This is a genomic window from Roseateles oligotrophus, from assembly GCF_014204525.1.
GTDB classification, from domain to species: Bacteria; Pseudomonadota; Gammaproteobacteria; order Burkholderiales; family Burkholderiaceae_C; genus Paucibacter_A; species Paucibacter_A oligotrophus_A.
On sequence record NZ_JACHLP010000001.1, the window covers coordinates 377525 to 398580 of the forward strand.

The following is a 21056-nucleotide window of genomic DNA, read 5'->3' on the forward strand; positions in this document are numbered from 1 at the left end:
GTCAGAACACCAGATCGGCCTTGCGCACCACGGCCGGGTTGATGCGCTGCCCGCCAAACTGCGCATCTGCACGCACCGCCAGCACGATGCGCCGCGGCCGCTCGACAGGGATGCTGGCGGCGTCTTCACCGTTCAGGATGCGGTGGACGAGCTCGGCCATGGCGGGGATGACAAAGGCGCCGTCCTGGGCATAAGCCATCGCCGCCCCGGCCTGGACCTCGGCCACGGTGATGTGGATGGACGGCTTGTTCAAGCGTTTGAGATGGGCAATGATTTGCTTCTCGGCCACATAGGCGAGATAAGTCGGCGGGAAGTACCAGGCGTCAAAGCGGCGCGCCTGCGGGCTGCGCATCAGCGCATCGAGTTCTTCCACCGTGCCAGGCGTCAGCAACTCGGCCTGCAAGCCAAAGCCTTGCCTGGCAAGGTGCAATATCTCCTGGCCCTCAACCGGCAACCATCTTTTTTCACCCAAAACGGCAATCCTGCGCAGGCCGGGGAAGGCCTCGCAAAGAAGCTCCAGGCGCTTGCCATGCAGGACATCGGCCTGCGTAACCCCGGTGATGGGCAGCGCTTGTGTAAGGCCTGAACTCACCAGGTTCCACTGCACGGGATCCGGGTGAGACGCAAAGACCAGGGGTGTCTGTCCCTGCCAGTGCGAAACCGCAAGGGCCAGGCCGGTGGTGGGCGCCACCAGCACGCGCGTGCCCCTCGCCCGGGCCAGGCCAACTTGCGCCTCGACCGAGCCAGCCTCATCAAGTTTGACGAGATAGTGATCCAGGCGCAGGTTCGGCCCTTGCTGCTGCGGCGGCCGCAGCAGCGCCTGCGCCAGCGTGCGATAGGTCGAATCCGTGCCCAGCGGCCAGCTGCCGAAATAGGCAATTCGTATCTCCTGCGCCGGCACCGAGCTCGCGGCACGCAAGCCCAGAGCCAGGCTCACAACGCAGAGCAACTGGACAAATAGTCTGGCCATCTGGCTCTTCTCCAACATCGCGCCAATACTTATTCTTGCTGAACTCGGCTCGCTGGGGCCGACAACTTCTGCAAACCAGCGCCTCAGGAGCCACACCATGAATGCCAAGGTCCATGAAAAATTCTTCACCTGGTTCAAGCTCGTCGAAGCGGGCGGCATCACGTCTTATAGCTCTCCAGATCGGCCGCCCAAAAATGTCTTTACCGTGCAGGATCTGGAAAACGGCTGGTGCGAGCGCGATCCAGACTACACCGACCTGCCGGGCCCGCCCACCATCGCGCAAAAGGCGCCCGTGAGCCATGCCATCCATCCCAGCCCCGTGTTCCACACGCTGGACGAGGCCCTGCTCTGGATCAAAGACGACGAGAGCAAACCATGGCGCGCCGATGCGCTGCAATACACCTTGTTCGTCCACAGAGCCATAGGGCCAGCCTACTGAATCAAGCCCACACACGATGCCAAGAGGTGAAGACATGAGTGACTGCACAGATTTTCCCGAAAGCGCCTGGACCGAAAGCTTCCGCGTCATCCGCGACAACGCCCTCAGGGCCGATTCTCAAACCCCCGGCTTCGGCTGGCTGCCCCGTGATTGGAAAGACGAACTGCTACGGCAGTTGCCGACAATTCCGGCGCCCGGCTCGGAGTGTGAGCGTCTGAAGGAACTGGCCGAATGCCGCAAGGACGCCCGGGTCATGGCGACCATCATTGCCCAGGCCCGCTTGGACAACGGCGACATGCGGGACGTATGGGCCCCCTTGGGTGGACTCCCGTCAAACCCCAACACGATCGATTCCCGCAGTTTGATGGGTGCGGTGTTCCAGCTTGTGAGGCCGGTCGTCTTCGTGCTCAAAGCCCATTTCCACCGGGGCCGGCCCATGCATTGCTGTCCCGAGCTAGCCCCGTTGTTCCCGCTGCCTGACCCGCTTCACCCCAGCCACGCCTCATACCCGAGCGGACATGCGGCCATTTCCATGGCTTTTGCGCTGGTGCTGGGCGACTTCTTCCCGAGCAAAAAAAGTGACTTCGTCAGGGTGGCAACCCAAATCGGTGTGAACCGCGAGATTGCGGGCCTGCATTTCCCCAGCGATAGCGAAGCAGGACGAACGTTAGCGGGCTACGTCGCAACCCTCTTGATCAAGCACCCGAGTATCTCGAAGCTGCGTGACGGCGTTCTTAAAGAATGGCCTTAAGTCGCAAGCGCAGAACAAATGGAAAAAGGGCGGCCTCCCGGCCGCCCTTCTCATTCAATCAGAACACTAACGCCCCAATCAATCCTGCGCGTAGATGTTCACATCCTTGGTCTCGCGCACAAACAGCAGGCCGATGACCAGGGTCATGGCGGCAACGCCGATGGGGTACCACAGGCCGTGGTAGATATTGCCGTTCTGCGCCACCATCGCAAAGGTGATGGAGGGCAGCAGGCCGCCGAACCAGCCGTTGCCGATGTGGTAGGGCAGGCTCATCGAGGTGTAGCGGATGCGGGTCGGGAACATCTCCACCAGCATGGCGGCGATAGGGCCGTAGACCATGGTCACGTACAAGACCAGGATGCTCAGGATGGCCACCACCATGGGCTTGTTGACCTTGGCAGGATCGGCCTTGGCAGGATAGCCGGCGGCCTTCAGGCCTTCGGACAATTCCTTCTTGAAGGCGGCAATGCCCTTGACCGTGGCTTCGTCGAACTTGTGTTCGTTCAGCTTGGTGGCGTTCAGACCATTGACGATCTTGTCGCCGATCTTGATGACGGCCACTTGGCCGGCCGGACCCGCCACCGTCTCGTAGCTGGCCGAGCTTTGCGCCAGAGCACGCTTGGCGATGTCGCAGGAGCTGGTGAAGTCAACCTCACGGGCCACCGGGCTGCCCTGGAAGGAGCAGGTGCTGGTGTCCACGGTCAGAGTGATCTGCGAGCTTGCCTGGGCTTGCGCCAGATCAGGGTTGGCCGCATGGGTCAGCGCCTTGAACAGCGGGAAGTAGGTCACGATGGCCAGCAGCAGGCCGGCCATGATGATGGGCTTGCGGCCGATCTTGTCGGACAGGGTGCCGAAGATCACGAAGAAAGGCGTGCCGATCAGCAAGGAGACGGCGATCAGGATATTGGCCGTGGCCGAGTCCACCTTCAGCACGCTGGTCAGGAAGAACAGGGCATAGAACTGGCCCGTGTACCAGACCACGCCCTGGCCAGCGACCAGGCCGAACAGCGCCAGCAGCACGATCTTCAGGTTCTTCCACTGGCCGAAGGACTCGGACAGCGGGGCCTTGGAGGTCTTGCCTTCACTCTTCATCTTCTGGAAGGCGGGCGATTCGTTCATGGACAGACGAATCCACACGCTGATGCCCAGCAGCAGGATGGAGAGCAGGAAGGGCACGCGCCAGCCCCAGTCGGCAAAGGCGGCCTCGCCGATGGCACTGCGGGTGCCCAGGATCACCATCAGGGACAGGAACAGACCCAGCGTGGCCGTGGTCTGGATCCAGGAGGTGTAAGCACCTCGCTTACCCTGCGGCGCATGCTCGGCCACATAGGTGGCGGCACCGCCGTACTCACCGCCCAGGGCCAGGCCTTGCAGCATGCGCAGGCCGATCAGGATCACCGGCGCAGCAGCACCGATGGTGGCCGAACCCGGCAGCACACCGACGATGAAGGTGGACAAGCCCATGATCAGGATGGTCACCAGGAAGGTGTACTTGCGGCCGATCATGTCGCCCAAACGCCCGAACACCAGGGCGCCGAAGGGGCGCACGATGAAGCCGGCGGCGAAGGCCAGCAAGGAGGCGATGAAGGCCGCCTGCGGGTCCAGCTGACCGAAGAACTGCTTGGCAATGATGGGTGCCAAGGAGCCGTAGAGGTAGAAGTCGTACCACTCGAACACGGTGCCCAGCGAGGAAGCGAAGATGACCTTCTTTTCCTCGGCCGACATCGGCGCGTTGGTGGTCGCTGCGGTAGCAGTCGCCATGATGAGATGTCTCCGTATCTCGGGCCTTGTTCCCAAACGGCCTGGAGCGGCCTCAAGCGGCTCCAGCCTTTTGCAAGTCCCTTTTGTTTTAGAGCCACCGACCGATAGCTCTTGGGGGCGACTTTGGCGCCCGCCTCTGACCTAACTCTGACACCGCGCTGAATGCTGGCTGACAAAATGGGTTGCAACCCTAGGCTTGGCTTCCACGATACGGAATTCTGCCCCGGTGCAAGGGTAAGTCACAGGGCGAAAAAAAGGCCGCTTGCGCGGCCTTGTCAGAGGGCATGGGAGGGTCCGGCCGCCATCAATGCATGGCGCGGCGCACCACGCCCGGGCGGGCCCGGGCGGCGGCCTCCCAATCGCCCTGCTCGAACCAGGGATCGCCGCGCAGATAGGCGGCCACCATTTCCAGCGCGTCCAGGCCCCAGAACAGCTTGCCGTCCACCTCGATGGTGGGCACGCCGAACACGCCCAGCTTGAGGGCTTGTTCGCTGGCGTCGCGCAGGTTCTCCTTGATCTCCTCGCTGGCCGGGTCGCGCGGCGGGTTCAGCTCCTGCGCCAGCGCGGCCAGGCGCTCGGGCGAGGCGGCATCCGCCCCCTGGGCACGCCAGACGTGGCGGAAGATCTTCTCCACCGTCAGGCGGTTGGGCGTGCCGCCCGCCGGTGCGCTGGCCCAGGCCAGGCGCAGCAAGGGCAGCGGGTTGAAGGGATGCTGGGCCGGCACCTGCATGGGGATGCCCAGCTTGTGCGCGCTCCAGGCGATCTGGCGGAAGGTCCACTGGCGTTTGTGCTCGATCTCGGCCGGGCCCTTCTGGCCCACCGCGTGCAGCAGGGCCGCGAACAGGATGGGGCGGTATTCCACGCTATAGCTGCAGCCGGCCAGGGCCTCGGGCAGGCGCTCGAAAGCCAGGGCCGCATAGGGCGAGATGGGGTCAAAGTAAAAACGCAGATGCTTCATGGAATGCTCTTGAGAAAATGGGGGGCGTCGCCGCTGGGCAGTGCGCCGGTTCAGGGGCCGCTGTATTCGGCCGCCGCGGTAAAGATGCCTTGCGCCAGCAGGATCTCGCGGCGGGCCGGCAACTCGGCCAGGATGGCCAGGCGGGTGGCGTCATCGGCCTTGGACCACAGGGTGATCTCGGGGATGCTGCGCGCGCAGCCCTCGCACCAGCCGGTGGGCTCGTGCATGCGGCAGACATTGCTGCAAGGGGATTTGACGGTGGAGGGCGGTGGCGGCGCCAGCAAGGGTTGGGTGTTCATGGCTTGGCTTCTTGCACCACATCGATCACCGGCGCGCGAGTCAGCACCTCCAGCTGGGCCGGGCTCATGGGGAACACACCGTTAGGATGGCCCGCCGCCGCCCAGATCACCTCGAAACGGAACAGCTCGCGGTCCACAAAGAGCAGCGGCCCGCCCAGCCCCTCTTGCGGCGCAAAGCCCAGCGGCGAGACACCGCCGATGGAGAAACCGGTGCGCGACTTCACATAGTCGGCATCGGCGCGGCCGAGCGGGCCGGTGTGGGCGGCCAGCTTTTTTTCGTCCACCCGCCGGTCGCCGGAGGCGATCACCAGCACCGCGGCCTCATCCGACTTGCGCCGGAACACCACCGATTTGGCGATCTGGCCCAGGCTCACGCCCAGGGCCTCGGCGGCCTCTTGCGAGGTGCGCGCCGTGGCCTCCAGCCACACAGGCGCATGGGGATGTTGGCAGGCCTGCAGGGCGGCCTGCACACGCTGAAAGCCCTCGGGGCGGGTCGGCGCGGTCGGGGTGGGGGTGTCGTCGGAGCTCATGCCCTATTGTCTCAGGCAAACTGCGGGCCCCGCCCGCGCGGCCCGGGCAGGCGATGCCTGGGTGGCTGAGATAATGCCCACCCTTTGGCCGAACCGAGTCCCCGCCCTCTCCTCATGAATATCACCGTCCTTGATGAACTGCGCATCTATATCGATCCCCTGACCCCGGACGAGCACCAGGCCCTGGAGCGCAGCATCCTGGCCGAAGGCTGCCGCGACGCCCTGGTGCTGTGGGGCGATGTGCTGGTGGATGGCCACAACCGCTACGGCATCTGCCAGAAGCACGGCCTGCCCTTCCAGACGATTCAGAACCCCCGTTTCAAGTCCATGGACGACGTCCATCTGTGGATGATCGACCAGCATCTGGGCCGCCGCAGCGTCTCCGACTTCCAGCGCGGCGTGCTGGCCTTGCGCAAGAAAGAAATCGTCGCCGCCCGCGTGATGGGTGGCAATCACGCGCCCGCCGACGCACCCTGGGATGAAGGCGAGGCAAGACCTGACCCCGCCCTGGCCGCCATGGCTGCACAATTGCCGCAGCCCGAGCGCCTGAACACCCGCGAGGCCATCGCCAAGGCCGCCCGCATCAGCGCCAACACCGTGGTGCAGATCGAGAAGATCCAGAAGAGCGCCGCGCCCGAGCTGGTCGAGGCCGTCAAGGCCGGCACCATCTCCATCAACGCCGCCGCCACCGTGGCCAGCCTGCCGCAGGAAGAGCAGGTCGCCGCCGTGGCCGGCGGCAAAAAGGAGCTGCAGCAGGCCGCCAAGCGCGTGCGCGAGGGCAAGGCCGGCAGCCGCCCGCCCAAGGCCGCGGAAGGCAATGAAGCGGGCAGCGCGGCCGAGGGCGAAGAACTCTCGGCCAGCGAGATCGATCTGCGCAACCGCGAGGCTCAGCTCAAGCTGCTGCAGGCCACGGTGGCCGAGCTGAGCGAAGAGAACAAGGCCTTGAAGGCCGAGGTCGAATCGCTGAAAGAACAGCTGGCGGCCGCCAGCGGCGGCTGAGCGAAGCCGCTCTCAAAGCAAAAAGGCCTCGCGATGAGGCCTTTTTCATGGTCTGACGCAGGCGTCTTGCTTACTGCGCGCCGTCGCCGCGCTCGACCGCGCCGGGCGCGGTACCAGGCGCAACACGGGTGCCGGCCTGCCAGGGGCCGAAGATGGGCTGGGGCAGGCGCACCGGGGTCACGTCCAGGAAGACGTTGACGACGGTGTACTCCTCACCCCCCAACTCGTCCGTGCTCCAGCCATAACTGCCCTTGCCCTTGTAGAGGCGGAACAGAAAGCCCAGATCGGCCACCGGGTCGCCCGGCTTGGGCAGCACATCAAAAGTCAGGCCACGCACCTCGTTGCGGTTGCTGTCGATCAGATAGCTCATCGCATTGGAGATGGTGGAGTCGCCCAGCATGTCCAGATGGAACAGCTCCTCGGTGTAGTAGGGCTTGAACTCGGCCGAGAAGGGGTCCAGCTTCTCGCCCCGCAGCTTGACGGCCGAGGGCTGGGTGACACGGGTCTTCAGATTGAAGCGGTCGCCATGGTCCAGATAACTCAGGCGCGCATTGGTGACGTTGAAAGCGCCCAGGGTCGGGTCGGTCTTGACCTCGCCCAGGTCCACCAGCAAGGCGCCCTTGCCACCTATCACCTCGACCTCGTCGCCATGGATGATGGCGGCCGTGTTCTCGTCCACGCCCAGGCCCAGCTTATAGCCCTTGGCCATCATCAGCGGGATCATGCGGCCGAAGCGGCCGCGCTTGAGAAAGTGCTGGTCGACAAACAGATCGGGGCCCACAAAGCCCAGGCCGCGGTCGATCTGCTTACCCTCCACCCACTTGCCCTTCATGATGTTGATGACGCTGGGCGCGTCGCGGAACATCACCGTGCTCATGATGGCCGCGCCCGCCGAGGTGCCCGCCACCACGCCGCCACGACGGTAGACGTCCCAGATCGCCTCCAACATGGGTGTGGGGTGGCCGCCGGGCGCCAGCACATCGACGATGCGCTCCTGCGCGCCGCCGGTGAAGAAGACGCCGCGAGCGTTCTTGATCTTGTTGATCAGCGCCGGGTCGCGCACCACCTTGTTCAGGTCCACCCAGCTGAATTTGGGTGCCACCGGCAAGGCCTCGGCCACGGCGCCGCGGCGCTGCAGCAGCTCCACCGTCTGGCGGGCGCTGGCCTCGGGGTCTTCGGAGGCGGTGCTGAACACCACAAAGCGCGCGCCCTTGCCGCCGGCCAGGGCCACGATGCGGCCCCAGACTTCATCGTTATCGGCCTTCAGCGCACCGCCTATGGGCACGGCATAGCCTTTGATGGCGGGCTCGCCCCCGGGCAGACCCGCCGTGCCGGGCCCGGGCGGCAAGGCCCCCAGGGCCGAAGGCGTGGCGCTGGACGAGGGCGTGGCCGTGGCCGGCGCGGGCTTGCTGGCCTGGTTGCCAGGGCCGCGTATCACCGTCCACACCCCCGTCTTGGGATTGCTGGGGCTTTGCGCCTGGCCGGCACCCAGCACCGAGTCGGCCGCGAACACCGAGCTGCTTGCCCCGATCGAACCCGCGGCAACTACAAGGCAGAACAGCCAGCTGCGCGGCAAAGAGGGCAAAAATTTCTTCATGAAATGGGGGCGGCGCAGGCCGCGCTACAAGTTTCAGGCTGAGGGAATCAGGAGTTAGCGACTCACCGGGTGATGCAGGCAAAACCTGCGGAACCGGGCCACGCAAACTCCTTGCGCATGCGTCGCTTGATGGTAGCCGACCTGGAGCAAGGCACCGGACGCCTCCTTCCCCCTAATTCAATGGACAGACCCCGCAGCCAAGAGTTGCGTCCACGCGACTGAGCATGCGTTTACCCACTGGCCCTGTGGGCCCGAGCTTTCTAGACTGATCGCAACGCTGTGCGAATTTCGCATCTGCCCAGCCCCTGCAAGCCCTGGCCTGCAGGGACTGACACAAGCCTGTCATCACGCCCCTCTACCCCAAAGCCCAAGCGGATCCTCGCCATGCCAAACAAAGCCTCCACGCTTCGCCACGCCCCCCAGCCAACGCCGGTCAGCGCCGGCTTGAAAAAACGCCTGAGCTTGCAAGCCTGCCTGCTGGCCCTGGGTGCGATCTCCGCACTTCCAAGCCAGGCGCAACAGAGCAAGGACGAGGAGGCCAAAAAGCTGGAGCGGGTGGAAATCACCGGCTCGGCCATCAAGCGCATCGAGGGCGAAACGGCACTGCCGGTGCAGGTCATCACCCGCAAGGAGATCGACAAAGCCGGTGTGACGACCGCGGCCGAACTGCTGGCGCGCGTCAGCGCCAGCGCCAACAACCTGACCGACGGTGGCAGCATCGGCTACGGCGGCTTCCGTGACCAGATGGGCATGAATGCCGCCAATCTGCGTGGCCTGGGTGTGTCCTCCACACTGGTGCTGCTGAACGGCCGGCGCATGGCCAATTTCGCCTCGCCCGGCGATGCGGCCGGCGTGGACCTGAACAGCATCCCGGCCGCGGCCATCCAGCGCGTCGAAATCCTGCTCGACGGCGCCTCCTCGCTCTATGGTTCAGACGCCATCGGCGGCGTCATCAACTTCATCACCCGCAAGGACTACACCGGCGCGGAAATCAGCGCCATGGTCGGCAATACGACCGAAGGCGGTGGCGGCAACAAGCGCTCGGCCACCCTGGCCGGCGGCTTCGGCGACTACAGCCGCGACGGCTTCAATGTGATGGCCGTGCTGGATCTCCAGAAAACCACCAGCCTGAACGCCTCGCAACGCAAATTCATCAAGGAGCTGGACATCCCGGGGCGCTTGCCCGATTTGCTGTCCAGCGCCCCCTTCCCCGGCAACATCCTGCTAGATCAGAACCTGGACGGCTCGGAGCAGCGCGACTCGCTGATCGCAGCAGGCTACAAGGCCAACGGCAAAGACCTCATCAGCACCTACCGCGTCAACCCATCCGCCGCCACCGCTTGCAATCCGGCGAATGGCAGCCTCTACCTACCCGCAGGCATCGGCGGTGTGGATGGCTGCACCTTTGACTACATGCGCGATATCGAGCTCTACCCCGAGTCGAACAAGAACAGCCTGTTCGGCCGCGGCGTGTTTAATCTGGGCGGTGGCCATCAGCTCTTCGCCGAGGTGGCGCTGGCCCGGGCACGCACGCTCTACACCGGCACGCCCAACCGCATCGATGCCGAAATGGACATCTCCCTCATTCCGGCCCTAGCCGCTGCCTCGTTGAACACATTGCCCGCCGGGGACGAGCGCCGCCTCATGGTCGTGCGCACCCGCTTGACCGAGGCCGGCTTACGCACCAGCGAACTGGTGTCGGACACTCAGCGCTATGTGCTCGGCACAAATGGCATTCTGGGCGGCTGGGATTATGAGTGGGCGCTGAACCACAGCAACAGCAAGGTCTCTGACCGCGACCACCAGGGCTATCTGAACGAGCAGATGATCAAGGACGGCTTCGCCGCTGGCACGTTGAATGCCTTCGGTCCGTCCAATGCCGCAGGACTGGCACTGTACGAGAAAGCACAACTCCGGGGCGAGGTGCGCCGCGCCAATGGCACGATGGACAGCTTGGACTTCAGGATGTCCAAGGGCCTGATGCCGCTGGCCGGCGGCGAGCTGGCCCTGGCTTTGGGCGGCGAGCTACGCCGCGAAAAGCAGGACTACCACCAATCCGACGCGCTCAAGAATGACCTCATCCTCGGCGAAACCTCGCAAGGCCCCGATTCCGACTTCAGCAAGTCACGCCGGATTTCGGCCATGTTCGGTGAGATCAGCGCCCCCCTCACCAAACAGTTGGAACTGCAGGCGGCGTTGCGCTACGAGCATTACCAGGTCAGCGGTGGCGCGCTGAGCCCCAAACTAGGGCTGAAGTATGTGCCTAGCCCCGAGTTGCTGCTGCGAGCCTCGGTGGGCAAGGGCTTCCGTGCGCCCAGCATGTCGGATCTCTACCGCCCGCTCACCCAGGGCTCCTCCGCCACCCTGGTGGACCCGGTCTGCATGGCCGCCGACCCGAGCAACACGCCCACCGACTGCTCAGACATCTGGGTCACCTACAACTACAGCAATACCAGGCTCAAACCCGAGACATCGCGCCAATTCTCACTGGGTGCCGTGTTCGAGCCGCAGCGCGACCTCAGCTTCAACCTCGACTACTGGAATATCGAGAAGTCCAACCTCATCAGTACCTTGGGCGTGGACGTGATCCTCTCCGACCTCGCCAAATACGGGAGCCTCGTGCATCGCCGGGCCAACACCAAAATCCACCACATCGACCTGGTCAAAGAAAACCGCGGTAAGCAGAAGATCTCCGGTTTGGATCTTGGTTTCGCACTGAGCAATCTGAAGACCGGCTTCGGCCAGTTCGGCCTGCGCTTCAATGGCACGCTGACACTCAGATCCGACCAGCAAACCGGCGACGGCGACCCCTTCGTCAGCAATCTGGGCGTCTTCATCAATGACGGCGTGGTGCAGCGCTGGCGCCATACGCTGAGCGTGGACTGGGAGACGGGGCCCTTCTCGGCGACCCTGTCCAACAACTATCTGCAGGGTTATGACGATCAGCACATCGTCGGCAAGCCCGACCGCAAGGTGGGCGCCTATTCGCTCTGGAATCTCTCGGCAGGGTGGGAGGCGACCAAGGCGCTGACACTGCGGGCTGGTGTACAAAACCTGCTCGACACCTCGCCGCCGTTCTCGCAACAAGCCTACTTCTTCGTGTCGGGCTATGACCCCAGCTACACCGACACGCGCGGCCGCTTCGCCTATCTGAGCGCGAAGTACACCTTCAAGTGAAGCCGCCGCCGCGCCGCCGCCTGCTGCTGGCGGCGGCCACCGGCCTGTTGGCAAGTCGGGCACGGGCGGGGACGCAAGACCTGAGTCCGCAGGCAGGCGAGACCTTGTATGCCTGGCTGGCCGAGCAACTGCCCGCCCTCTGCCAGCAATTCGCCGTGCCCGGCGCCCAGCTCTGCCTGCTGCAGGATGGGCGCAGCGCCTGGTCTTTCCTCTACGGCACAAAACTGGCCGCTCACCCCGAACTCGCGATTCAAGCGGATACCGTGTTCGAGGCCGCCTCGATGAGCAAGCCGGTATTCGCCTGGCTGGCGCTGCGGGCCTGCGAGCGCGGCCGGCTGGCCCTGGACCGCCCGCTGGCCCGGCAAATGCCAGCGGCGGCGCTGCAGGCCTTTTTCGGCGACGCGCGGCCCGCCTCGGCGCAGCAACAGGCCTGGCGCGCGCAGATCACGCCACGCCAGCTGCTAAGCCACCGCTCCGGCCTGCCCAATTGGCGAGACGAAGGGCCCCAAGCCGAGGGGCCGGCCCTGCCGCTGGCCTTCGAGCCCGGCAGCGATTTCCGCTACTCCGGCGAAGGCTATGCCTTGCTGCAGGCAGGCCTGGAGCACATCGAGGGCCTGCCCCTGCAGGACATCGCCCAGCGCCAGCTGTTCGAGCCGCAAGCCATGCCGCACAGCGGCTTTGTGCTGACGCCCAGCCTGGACGGCTTGCGCGCCCGCGGCCATGCCGAGGACGGCCGCCCCCTGCCCGCCGGCCGCTACACACGGGCCAATGCCGGCTACACGCTTTACACCACGGCGCAGGACTACGCCCGCTTCCTGGCCTTGATGATGGCGGATCCGCCGGCGCAGATGCTGGCGCCCCAGGTCGAGGTGAAATCGCGCCCGCCGATACGGCGCCCGCGCGGGGCGCATAGCGAGGCCGTGCAGTGGAGCCTGGGCTTTGCGCTCAACCCCACGGCGCAAGGCCTGATCGCCTACCACTCCGGCGCCAATAGCACGGGCTTTCGGGCTTACAGCCAGTTCTCAGCAACGCGCAAAAGCGGCCTGGTCTTGCTCAGCAACAGCCTCGCCGGCCACGAGGTCTGGCAAAGACTGGTGGCGGAGATCGGCGATCTTTGAGGCCCGGCCTCTCAGGCTATGCCTAACTCCACCGCCATGCGGTTCACCAAGGCCTTGAGCTGCTCGAGCTCGGCGCTCAGGCGCTGCTGCTCGGCGCGCAGAAAGGCGTAGTCCTCATCCCGGGCGGCAGCGGGCGCTGCGCTGCCGGCTTCCGCCTGCACGGCCACCTCACCGCAGAGCAGATGGGCCCAGCGCGGCTCGCGGGCGCCGGGGGCACGCGGCAGCTTGACGGCAAAGGCCGGCGTGCGCTCGGCCAGCTCTTCCAGAAAACCCTCGACCGAGGACACATCGGCAAAGCGGTGCAGTCTCTCGGTGTTCTGCCTCAGCTCGGCCGCCGTCTGCGGGCCGCGCAGCATCAACAAGGTCAGCAAGGCCAGGGCCGCACCGGGCACGCCCAGGGCGCGTGCGCCGTTGTGCTCGTAACGCGCCACCCGGTTGCCGCTGACGCTGCCGACCAGGTGCATGGCCTTCAAGGCCTCCAGCGCGGCCAGCACATCGGCCTCGCTGGCGGCCATCACCGGCTCGCGCGCGGTCTTCTGGTTGCAGCCCAGGGTCAGGGCGTTGAGGGACAGGGGATAACTGTCAGGCACCGTGGCTTGTTTCTCCACCAGCACGGCCAGCACACGCGCCTCCAGGGCGCTCAGGGTTCGCAAGGACATTCGTACGCTCTAAAACAAATAGGTCTCACACACCAAAGCCGTCATCGGCCTGGATCACCGCGCCATTGATGAAATGGCTCTCGTTGGCGCACAGCATCAGCAGCGAGGTGTCCAGATCGCGCGGCTGGCCGACGCGCTTGCGCGGCAGCAGCTCGACCAGCTTCTGGCCCTGCTCGCTGCCCCAGTGGTGGTGGTTGATCTCGGTGTCGATATAGCCGGGGCAGATGGCGTTGACATTGATGCCGTACTTGCCCCATTCCAGCGCCATGGCCCGGGTCATGTGGATGACGGCTGCCTTGCTCATGCTGTAGACGCCGATCTGGCTCAGCACCCGCAGGCCGGCCATGGAGGCGATATTGACGATGCGCCCGCCGATAAAGGTGCCGGGTGCGGCGCCGCGCGCCCGCGCCAGCATGCGCTTGCCCACTTCCTGGGCGACGAAGAAGGCGCCGCGCACATTGGTGTCCATGACGAAGTCGTAATCGTCGGGGCTCACCTCGGTGAGCCGCTGGGTGGTGCTGACGCCGGAGTTGTTGACCAGGATGTCCAGCGTGCCGACCTCGGTCTCGGCATGGGCGACGGCGGACTTGATGCTGTCCAGATCGGTCACATCCAGGCTCACCACATGGGCGTCGCCACCGGCCCCCTCGATCTCGCTGCGCAAGGTCTTCAATCGCTCGGTGCGGCGGCCCGCCAGGACGACGCAGGCACCGGCCTGGGCCAGGGTCTTGGCGAATTGAGCGCCCAGGCCGCTGGAAGCGCCCGTCACCAGGGCCACGCGGCCCGACAAATCAATGCTGTAACTCATCGTTGCTTTCCTCTCAGGAACTGCAATGACGATAGCACGAGCGCCGGGCGCCAAGGCTCAGAGCGGCTGGCCCTGGCTATTGGACCAACGGGCCATCAAACCATTGGAGGGCAGCTTCTCGTCCAGCAGCTTGTGCGCCGTCTCCATGCCCGCCACCGGCAGGCCCGCCGGGTCCAGCAGGCCGATCTGCACCAGCACCGAGGCCTGGTCCCAGTAGATGTGCTCGTGGTAGAGCTTGTCGCCGCGGAACTTGACGATGGCCACCAGGGGGATCTGCACCGCGCGCCCGGTGGGTTTGACGCCGGGCAGCATCCAGTCGATCTCGCAGCTATGGGTGAAGCAGAACAACAGCTCGTCGACGATCTGGGTGGCGCCTATGGTGCGGGAGATGGGGATCAGGCGGGTGTCGGGCGGGTTGCTGTTGACGAAGTGGTATTTGTAAAAACGCTTGAGCGCGTCATGGCCCACGCCACCCGTCATGGTCGGGATGTGATTGACATAGGGCTGGGCCACCATGGTGGCCATGGTGGCGTCCACATCGCGGCTGGCGAACTCGTGCTCGCAATGCTTGTCCCACAGCGCCGAGAAGTCGTAGTGCGGGCCCAGCTCGGCCTTGAAGGCGGCCACCGAGCGCTGGTGGGCCATCAGGCTGGCGGCCTTGTCGAAATGGGGTGAGGCCGGGCGGGCAAAAGCGTGGTCCACACCGGGGTAGACGTAGAGCTCGCTGCGGGGCCGCTGCTGCAAGGCCTGCATGATGGTGGCGCGGGCCTCGGCCGTGCAATAACCGTCTGCTTCAGCGAAGTGCAGCAGCAGGCGGCCGCGGATATGGGCCGCCTCGTCCAGCTTGTGCTCCATGCCCACGCCGTAATAGCCCACGGCCACGTCCACATCCAGCCGGCAGGCGCTCATGAAAGCCAGCATGCCGCCCAGGCAAAAGCCCAGCACGCCGGCCTTGCCGACAAACTCGGGCCGCGCACGCAGGGCTTGCAGGGCGGCGCCCATATCCTCCACCCCCTTGTCCAGGTCAAAGCCCTGGAAGAACTTGAACGCCTGTTGCCACTCGGCTTCGGAATAGCCCAGTTCCACACCGGCCTGCTGGCGCCAGAACAGGTCGGGGGCGATCACCACATAGCCTTCCTCGGCGTAGTGGTCGGCCGTCTGGCGCACGAATTCGTTGAGGCCAAAAATCTCCTGCGCCAGCACGATGCCGGGGCCGCTGCCGCCGGGCGGCAGGGCCAGATAGGCGCCGAAGCTGCCGCTGCCGTCAGCGGCTTGAATCCTGATGGTTTGACCGGCCATGATGGTTTGTCTCCTGATGGTTTTTCGACTGGGATTTTTCTGCGCGGCGGGCGGCCCGTTCAAACGCCAAACTGCCCGCGGTAGAACAGCAGGGGCGCACCCGCCCCGCGGCCGTGCTGCTGGACCCGGCCTATGAACAAGGTGTGGTCGCCCGATTCGATGGCATCCCGACTCTCGCACAGAAACAAGGCATGGCTGTCGGCCAGCAGGGGCGGTGCCTGCTCCCACAGCGGCGGCTGCAGGGCGATGCCGTGGAACTTGTCGGGCAGGCGCGAGTTGGCGAACTGCAGCGCCGTCTCGCCCTGGTGCGCCGCCAGCACATGGATGGCGAAATGCGTGGCCTGCCGGAAGGCCTGGCGATTGGGCGAACGGTTGGCCAGGCTCCAGAGCAGCAGCGGCGGCTCCAGCGACAAGGAGGCGAAGGAGTTGACCGTCAGGCCCAGCGGCCGCCCGTCCACCGCCCGCGCGGTGATGACCGTGACGCCGCTGGGAAAACAGCCCAGGCTTTGGCGCAAGGCCTGGGGACTCAGGTCCTGGCTGAGGTCTTGGCTCAGGGCCGACGCCCCAGGCTCCACATCCAACTGCGCATTCATGCCGCCTGCCCCTGCAGATGCCGGGCCACCAAGCGCTGGCATTCCTGCGCATCGCCCCACCAGGGGAAGAAGGCGGGCGGGTGGTCGAAGTTATTGGCGATCAGGCTGGCCAGGCTGGGGCATTGGCCGGCGGCGCCCAGCAATTGCAGGATGTGCTCGGGCGGCGGGGCCAAAAGCATATTGGTCCAGCGCACCACGTCCTTGGCATAGGCCCAGGATTGGTCGAAGGTGGCCTGCATCCAGGCGGCATCGAAGGCATGCTCGCCGCGCGCGCAGATGGCCTCGAAATAGACCTGAAAGGCTTTCGTCGCGTTATTGCTGCCCTGGCCGGTGATGGGGTCGTTGACCACCACCGCGTCGCCCATGCCCAGCACCAGGCGGCCCGAGGGCAGGCGACCCACGGGCCGGCGCACCGTGGGCGCGAAGCGGCCGGCCAGGGTGCCTAATTCGTCGCTCAGGCGCACATCGCGGCAGCGCTCGGCCTCCCAGGGCAGGTAGCGCTGCAAGATCTCGAGGCTGCGGCCCAGATGTTGCTGGGGCGTCTTCACATCGGCCCAGCAATCCATGGGGCCGCCGGGAATGCCCTCGAACACCATGATCTCGCAAGCCCCGTTCAGCGTCAGGGCCGGGAAGACAAAGTACTCGCCCACGCCGGGGATCAGATTGAAGCAGACGCGCGAAAAAGGCTCGCGCGGCCGCATGCCCTGCACATAGGTCAGGGCCAGGGCGCGCTGGGGGGCGTCGTAACAGCTTTTCTCGGCGTCACGGGCGAAGAGCTGGTTGACGATCTCGCCCTTGCCCGCCGCCAGCACCAGCAGCTCATGGCTGGCCGCCAGTTCCTCCAGCTCCGCGATGCCGGCCTCCTGCAAGACCAGGCGCCCGCCGCGTTGCTCGAAGGCCTCCATCCAGGCCGGCATCTTCAGCCGCTGGTCCACCGCCTGGGCGGGCTTGTGCAGGGGCGCGGCCCAGTCGATCAGCCGGGTGCCGGCTGGCGCAGCGGGGTCGGGGCTGGGTACGCACAGACCTATGCCCTGCACCGGCGGGCAGTCCCGCGCCCACCAATCGAGTTGATGATCGCGCTCGATCTGCAAGGCCGCGTCGAACATGCACTGGCTGGACATGACCCGGCCGGCGCGGATCTGCGCGGCGCTGCGGTTGCTGAGCAGGGTGACTTCGTCACCCCGGGCTTGCAGGGCCAGCGCCAGAGGCAGGCCGGACTGGCCGGCGCCGACGATGGCGATGCGGCGTGAGGGATTGCTCTTCATGGTGGTCTCCGGTTGCGGCCCGTTCAGGCGGCGAGTTTGGGAATGGCGGGCAGCTTCTGCTCGGGCCCCATGGCGGAATAACCACCATCCACCGCATAGTCGGCACCGGTGACGAAGCTGGCGTGGCTTGAGAGCAGAAACGCCACCACCTCGGCCACCTCGGCCGGCTCGCCCACCCGGCCCAGCAGATGGAAGGGGGCGGCCACCGCGTCGGTCTTGGCGCGGTCGCCCTGGCTCAGCTCGTCCATCAAGCGGCACCAGGTCCAGCCGGGCGAGACGGAGTTGACGCGGATGCCATCCGGCGCCAGGTCCATGGCCATATTGCGGGTCAGCTGCAGCAGAGCGGCCTTGGACACCGGGTAAAGCCAGCGTCCGGTCTGCGCCACCTGGGCCGAGATGCTGGTGAGGTTGACGATGGCGCCGCCGCCCCGCGCCACCATGGTCTCGCGCACGGCCCGCACCATCATCGCGGCGCTGACCAGATTGACGTCCAGGGCCTGCAACCACTCGGCGCGCGGCGAGGCCAGGCCCTGGTCCAGATAGCTGCAGGCCAGGTTCACCAGCCCGTCCACCCCGCCGAGGCGCTCGCGCACCTGGCCCAGGGCATAGGCCAGGGCCGCGTCGTCGGTGATGTCCAGCCTCAGCGCCAGCAGCCTGGCGTCCTGGCGCGCCGCCAGCGCCGCCACGCCGGCCGCATCCAGATCCAGCACCGCCACCCGCGCGCCATAGCCCAGCAGGCAATCCACCACGGCGCGCCCTATCAGGGTGGCGCCGCCGGTGACGATCACGACCTTGTCCCGAAGTCCTTGCATGGCTTTGTCTCCGCTTTTGTTGCTCGGTGGCCCATGCTCGGCCCGCGGCCGGCGGGCGGCTATCCGCTGGCCGCAAGCACTATCCAGAAAGTGCAAGAACTTGGCGCCGGCTGCGGGTCTGCCCAGTGACAAGCCGCGGCCAGGCGCTGCTACATTGATTTGCAGCAAATCCCTGCGCCCGACTTCGAGCTAGGAACCCGGCCCATGGCCTCAACGCAGCCCCGCCCCAGCGCCGCCCAGCAACTCAGCCAAGGCTGGGAGCGGGCCGCCGCGCGCCGCCTGCTGTTTGAGTCCAGCGATGTGGAGCGGGCCCAGGCCCTGGTGGGCCGGGTGTTCAAGCCGCACCGCCTGGAACCCCGGCGCAATGGCCCGGCCGGTTCGGGCTGCCGGCCGGTGGCCATGCAGATGGATCATCTGCCGCTGGGCCTGCTGAGCATGAGCCGGCTGCGCTACGGCGCCACGGTAGACATACTGCCCGGCCCGCTGGAGCGCTTCTATCTGATCCAGATCCCGCTGCAAGGCCGGGCCGAGATTGCCAGCGGGGGCTGCGACTTCCTCTCGGACGAGGCCTGCGCCAGCCTGCTCTCGCCCCAGCCCGATCTGCGCATGCGCTGGCATGCGGGCAATGAGCAATTGCTGCTGCGCATCGAGGCCTGTGCGGTGCAGCGCTTTGCGCAGAGCTGGTGCGGCCAGCCCACGCTGAGCGCCCCGGTGTTCGCGCCCCAGCTGCGCCTGGATGCCTTGCCCGCCCTGCAGGATGCCCTGCTCTCCTTGTTCGACTTCGCGGCGGCCACGCAAGAGGCCGAGCGCTACCCGCTCTCGGCCCTGCAGCTGCAGCACCGCCTGATCGCCGCCCTGCTGGCCGGCCAGGCCCATGACCACAGCCCGCTGCTGCGCGGCAGCGGTGCGCCGCTGGCGCCGCGCAGCGTGCGCCTGGTGGAGGAGTTCTTGCTGGCGCATTGCCACGAGGCCTTGAGCCCCGCCCAGCTGGCCGCCGTGGCGGGGGTCAGCGTGCGCAGCCTGTTCCTGGGCTTCCAGCGCTACCGCGGGGTCAGCCCCATGCGCATGCTGCGCGAGCTGCGCCTGCGCCATGCGCACGACGATCTCTTGCGCGCCGAACCCGACAGCCACATCACCGAGGTGGCGCTGCGCTGGGGCTTTTATCATCTGGGCCGTTTCGCCCAGGAGTACCGGGAGATGTTCGACGAATCACCGCGCGACACCCTGGCCTCGTCCCGCCAGGGCTAGGCCTCAGCGTCTACAAAATCGAACGATCGTGCTTTTTAAGCCGCAGGCTGGCTAGAATTGCCGGCAATCGATCTACCAGGACCCTCACGATGACGACAAGCCAGGACCTTCTTGCCCAATACGGCCCCCGCGAATCCATGGAGTACGACGTGGTCGTCGTCGGCGCCGGCCCCGGCGGTCTGGCCACGGCCATACGCCTCAAGCAGCTCAATCCGGAGCTGTCCGTCGTGGTGCTGGAAAAAGGCTCCGAGCCCGGCGCCCACATCCTCTCCGGCGCGGTGATGGATCCGCGCGCCCTGAACGAGTTGCTGCCGAACTGGAAGGAGCTGGGTGCACCGCTGAAGCAAGCCGTCAGCGAAGACGAGATCCTGTTCCTGAGCGAGAGCGGCGAAACCCGCACGCCGCAATGGCTGATCCCCGAGTGCTTCCACAACCACGGCAATTACGTCATCTCGCTGGGCGCCGTCTGCAAATGGCTGGGTGAACAAGCCGAAGGGCTGGGCGTGGAGATCTTCCCCGGCTTCACCGCCGCCGAAGTGGTGTACGGCGAGGACGGCAGCGTGCGCGGCGTGGCCACCGGCAATCTGGGCCTGGGCAAGGACGGCGAGCCGACCGAGAACTTCCAGCTGGGCATGGAGCTGCTGGGCAAGTACACCGTGTTTGCCGAGGGCGCGCGCGGCCATCTGGGCAAGCAGTTGATCGCCAACTACCAGCTCGCGGCAGGCAAGGATCCGCAGAGTTATGCCATCGGCATCAAGGAGTTGTGGGAGATCCCGGCCGAGCAGGCCCAGCCCGGCCTGGTCGTGCATACCGCCGGCTGGCCGATGACGGACAACAGTTTTGGCGGCGGCTTCCTCTACCACCTGGAGGGCAATAAGGTCACGCTGGGCTTTGTGATCGGCCTGGACTACCAGAACCCCTTCATGAGCCCCTTCGAGGAGATGCAGCGCTGGAAGACCCACCCCAGCATCCGCAAGCATATCGAGGGCGGCAAGCGCCTGGGCTACGGTGCGCGCGCCATCAATAACGGCACGCCCCAGGCCCTGCCCAAGACCGTGTTCCCGGGTGGTGCCCTGATAGGCTGCGACGCCGGCTACCTGAACGCCGCCCGCATCAAGGGCAGCCATGCCGCCATCAAGAGCGGCATGCTGTGCGCCGAGGCCATCGTGCCGGCCCTGGCCGCGGGCCGCAGCCACGACGAGCTGAGCGCCTACCCGGCCGCCTTCGAAGCCAGCTGGCTGAACGAGGAGCTGCAGCAGACCCGCAATTTCAAACTCTGGTTCAAGAAGGGCCAGCTGGTCGGCCAGCTGATGACGGGCGTCGAGCAATGGCTGCTGCCCAAGCTGGGCGTGAAAAACCCGCCCTGGACCCTGCACGCCAAGCACCCCGACCATGTCTGCCTGAAGCCGGCCGCCGAATGCCAGCCCATCAATTACCCCAAGCCCGATGGCAAGCTGAGCTTTGACCGCCTCTCCTCGGTATTCGTCTCCAACACCAACCATGAAGAGAACCAGCCGGCCCATCTGACGCTGAAGGACGCCACAGTGCCGGTACGCATCAATCTGGCCCAGTACGCCGGCCCCGAGGCCCGCTACTGCCCGGCCGGCGTCTACGAGTTCATGAAGAACGAGGACGGCAGCGACCGCCTGCAGATCAATGCGCAGAACTGCGTGCACTGCAAGACCTGCGACATCAAGGACCCGACCCAGAACATCGTCTGGGTCACGCCCGAAGGCGGTGGCGGGCCGAATTACGCGGGTATGTAAGTCAGAA

19 protein-coding genes are annotated in these 21056 nt (G+C 65.9%); 7 read left to right on the forward strand and 12 right to left on the reverse strand.

Annotated features, from left to right (window positions below):
- Window position 1 precedes the first annotated feature (1 nt).
- Window positions 2–970 carry an ABC transporter substrate binding protein gene (locus HNP55_RS01730; RefSeq protein WP_184295556.1) on the reverse strand — a complete coding sequence of 323 codons (969 nt, stop codon included), beginning with the start codon at window positions 968–970 and terminating at the stop codon, window positions 2–4.
- A 97-nt stretch (window positions 971–1067) separates the two neighbouring features.
- Between HNP55_RS01730 and HNP55_RS01735 the strand changes: the two genes are divergently transcribed.
- Together HNP55_RS01735 and HNP55_RS01740 are read left to right on the forward strand one after the other, a co-directional pair.
- Window positions 1068–1409 carry a hypothetical protein gene (locus HNP55_RS01735; protein WP_184295559.1) on the forward strand — a complete coding sequence of 114 codons (342 nt, stop codon included), beginning with the start codon at window positions 1068–1070 and terminating at the stop codon, window positions 1407–1409.
- A 34-nt stretch (window positions 1410–1443) separates the two neighbouring features.
- A complete protein-coding gene (locus HNP55_RS01740) occupies window positions 1444–2160 on the forward strand; it encodes a phosphatase PAP2 family protein (RefSeq protein ID WP_184295562.1) in 717 nt (238 codons plus the stop codon).
- A gap of 78 nt (window positions 2161–2238) precedes the next feature.
- Here HNP55_RS01740 and HNP55_RS01745 read toward each other — a convergent pair whose 3' ends face one another.
- The 4 genes from HNP55_RS01745 to HNP55_RS01760 form a co-directional block, all read right to left on the reverse strand.
- On the reverse strand, window positions 2239–3921 hold the full coding sequence (locus HNP55_RS01745) for an MFS transporter (RefSeq protein ID WP_221439420.1): 1683 nt from the start codon (window positions 3919–3921) through the stop codon (window positions 2239–2241).
- A gap of 304 nt (window positions 3922–4225) precedes the next feature.
- On the reverse strand, window positions 4226–4879 hold the full coding sequence (locus HNP55_RS01750) for a 2-hydroxychromene-2-carboxylate isomerase (RefSeq protein WP_184295565.1): 654 nt from the start codon (window positions 4877–4879) through the stop codon (window positions 4226–4228).
- A 50-nt stretch (window positions 4880–4929) separates the two neighbouring features.
- Window positions 4930–5178, reverse strand: coding sequence for a DUF1289 domain-containing protein (locus tag HNP55_RS01755; protein WP_184295568.1), 249 nt, complete (start codon window positions 5176–5178; stop codon window positions 4930–4932).
- Entirely contained in the window at window positions 5175–5708 is a 534-nt protein-coding gene (locus HNP55_RS01760) for a YbaK/EbsC family protein (RefSeq protein WP_184295571.1), read from the reverse strand. Before HNP55_RS01760 ends, HNP55_RS01755 begins: the two co-directional genes overlap by 4 nt.
- A gap of 114 nt (window positions 5709–5822) precedes the next feature.
- On the opposite strand from HNP55_RS01760, the gene HNP55_RS01765 reads away from it, so the two are divergent.
- Entirely contained in the window at window positions 5823–6707 is an 885-nt protein-coding gene (locus HNP55_RS01765) for a plasmid replication/partition related protein (RefSeq protein ID WP_184295574.1), read from the forward strand.
- A gap of 70 nt (window positions 6708–6777) precedes the next feature.
- Here the strand turns inward: HNP55_RS01765 and HNP55_RS01770 are convergent, their stop codons facing one another.
- Window positions 6778–8304, reverse strand: coding sequence for a cyanophycinase (locus HNP55_RS01770; RefSeq protein ID WP_184295576.1), 1527 nt, complete (start codon window positions 8302–8304; stop codon window positions 6778–6780).
- 384 nt (window positions 8305–8688) lie between these two features.
- On the opposite strand from HNP55_RS01770, the gene HNP55_RS01775 reads away from it, so the two are divergent.
- Together HNP55_RS01775 and HNP55_RS01780 are read left to right on the forward strand one after the other, a co-directional pair.
- Window positions 8689–11481, forward strand: coding sequence for a TonB-dependent receptor (locus HNP55_RS01775; RefSeq protein ID WP_184295579.1), 2793 nt, complete (start codon window positions 8689–8691; stop codon window positions 11479–11481).
- Entirely contained in the window at window positions 11478–12599 is a 1122-nt protein-coding gene (locus HNP55_RS01780; RefSeq protein WP_184295581.1) for a serine hydrolase, read from the forward strand. The genes HNP55_RS01775 and HNP55_RS01780 overlap by 4 nt, the downstream gene beginning before the upstream one ends.
- 11 nt (window positions 12600–12610) lie before the next feature.
- On the opposite strand, the gene HNP55_RS01785 is transcribed toward HNP55_RS01780, so the two are convergent.
- The 6 genes from HNP55_RS01785 to HNP55_RS01810 are packed head-to-tail and all read right to left on the reverse strand — an operon-like array spanning window position 12611 to window position 18035.
- Window positions 12611–13258 carry a YceH family protein gene (locus HNP55_RS01785; RefSeq protein WP_184295584.1) on the reverse strand — a complete coding sequence of 216 codons (648 nt, stop codon included), beginning with the start codon at window positions 13256–13258 and terminating at the stop codon, window positions 12611–12613.
- A 25-nt stretch (window positions 13259–13283) separates the two neighbouring features.
- Complete coding sequence (locus HNP55_RS01790) at window positions 13284–14066, reverse strand: SDR family oxidoreductase (protein ID WP_184295586.1); 783 nt, start codon at window positions 14064–14066, stop codon at window positions 13284–13286.
- 57 nt (window positions 14067–14123) lie between these two features.
- Window positions 14124–15365 carry a dienelactone hydrolase family protein gene (locus HNP55_RS01795; RefSeq protein ID WP_184295588.1) on the reverse strand — a complete coding sequence of 414 codons (1242 nt, stop codon included), beginning with the start codon at window positions 15363–15365 and terminating at the stop codon, window positions 14124–14126.
- A gap of 59 nt (window positions 15366–15424) precedes the next feature.
- A complete protein-coding gene (locus tag HNP55_RS01800) occupies window positions 15425–15958 on the reverse strand; it encodes a flavin reductase family protein (protein ID WP_184295590.1) in 534 nt (177 codons plus the stop codon).
- Complete coding sequence (locus tag HNP55_RS01805) at window positions 15955–17223, reverse strand: styrene monooxygenase/indole monooxygenase family protein (RefSeq protein ID WP_184295592.1); 1269 nt, start codon at window positions 17221–17223, stop codon at window positions 15955–15957. The genes HNP55_RS01800 and HNP55_RS01805 overlap by 4 nt, the downstream gene beginning before the upstream one ends.
- Before the next feature lie 23 nt (window positions 17224–17246).
- Window positions 17247–18035, reverse strand: coding sequence for an SDR family oxidoreductase (locus tag HNP55_RS01810; protein WP_184295594.1), 789 nt, complete (start codon window positions 18033–18035; stop codon window positions 17247–17249).
- A 204-nt stretch (window positions 18036–18239) separates the two neighbouring features.
- Here HNP55_RS01810 and HNP55_RS01815 point away from each other — a divergent pair, with 204 nt between their 5' ends.
- The gene (locus HNP55_RS01815; RefSeq protein ID WP_184295596.1) at window positions 18240–19283 is read left to right on the forward strand and encodes an AraC family transcriptional regulator; all 1044 of its coding nucleotides are present in this window, start codon (window positions 18240–18242) and stop codon (window positions 19281–19283) included.
- A gap of 89 nt (window positions 19284–19372) precedes the next feature.
- Entirely contained in the window at window positions 19373–21049 is a 1677-nt protein-coding gene (locus HNP55_RS01820; RefSeq protein WP_184295598.1) for an electron transfer flavoprotein-ubiquinone oxidoreductase, read from the forward strand.
- Window positions 21050–21056: the final 7 nt, after the last annotated feature.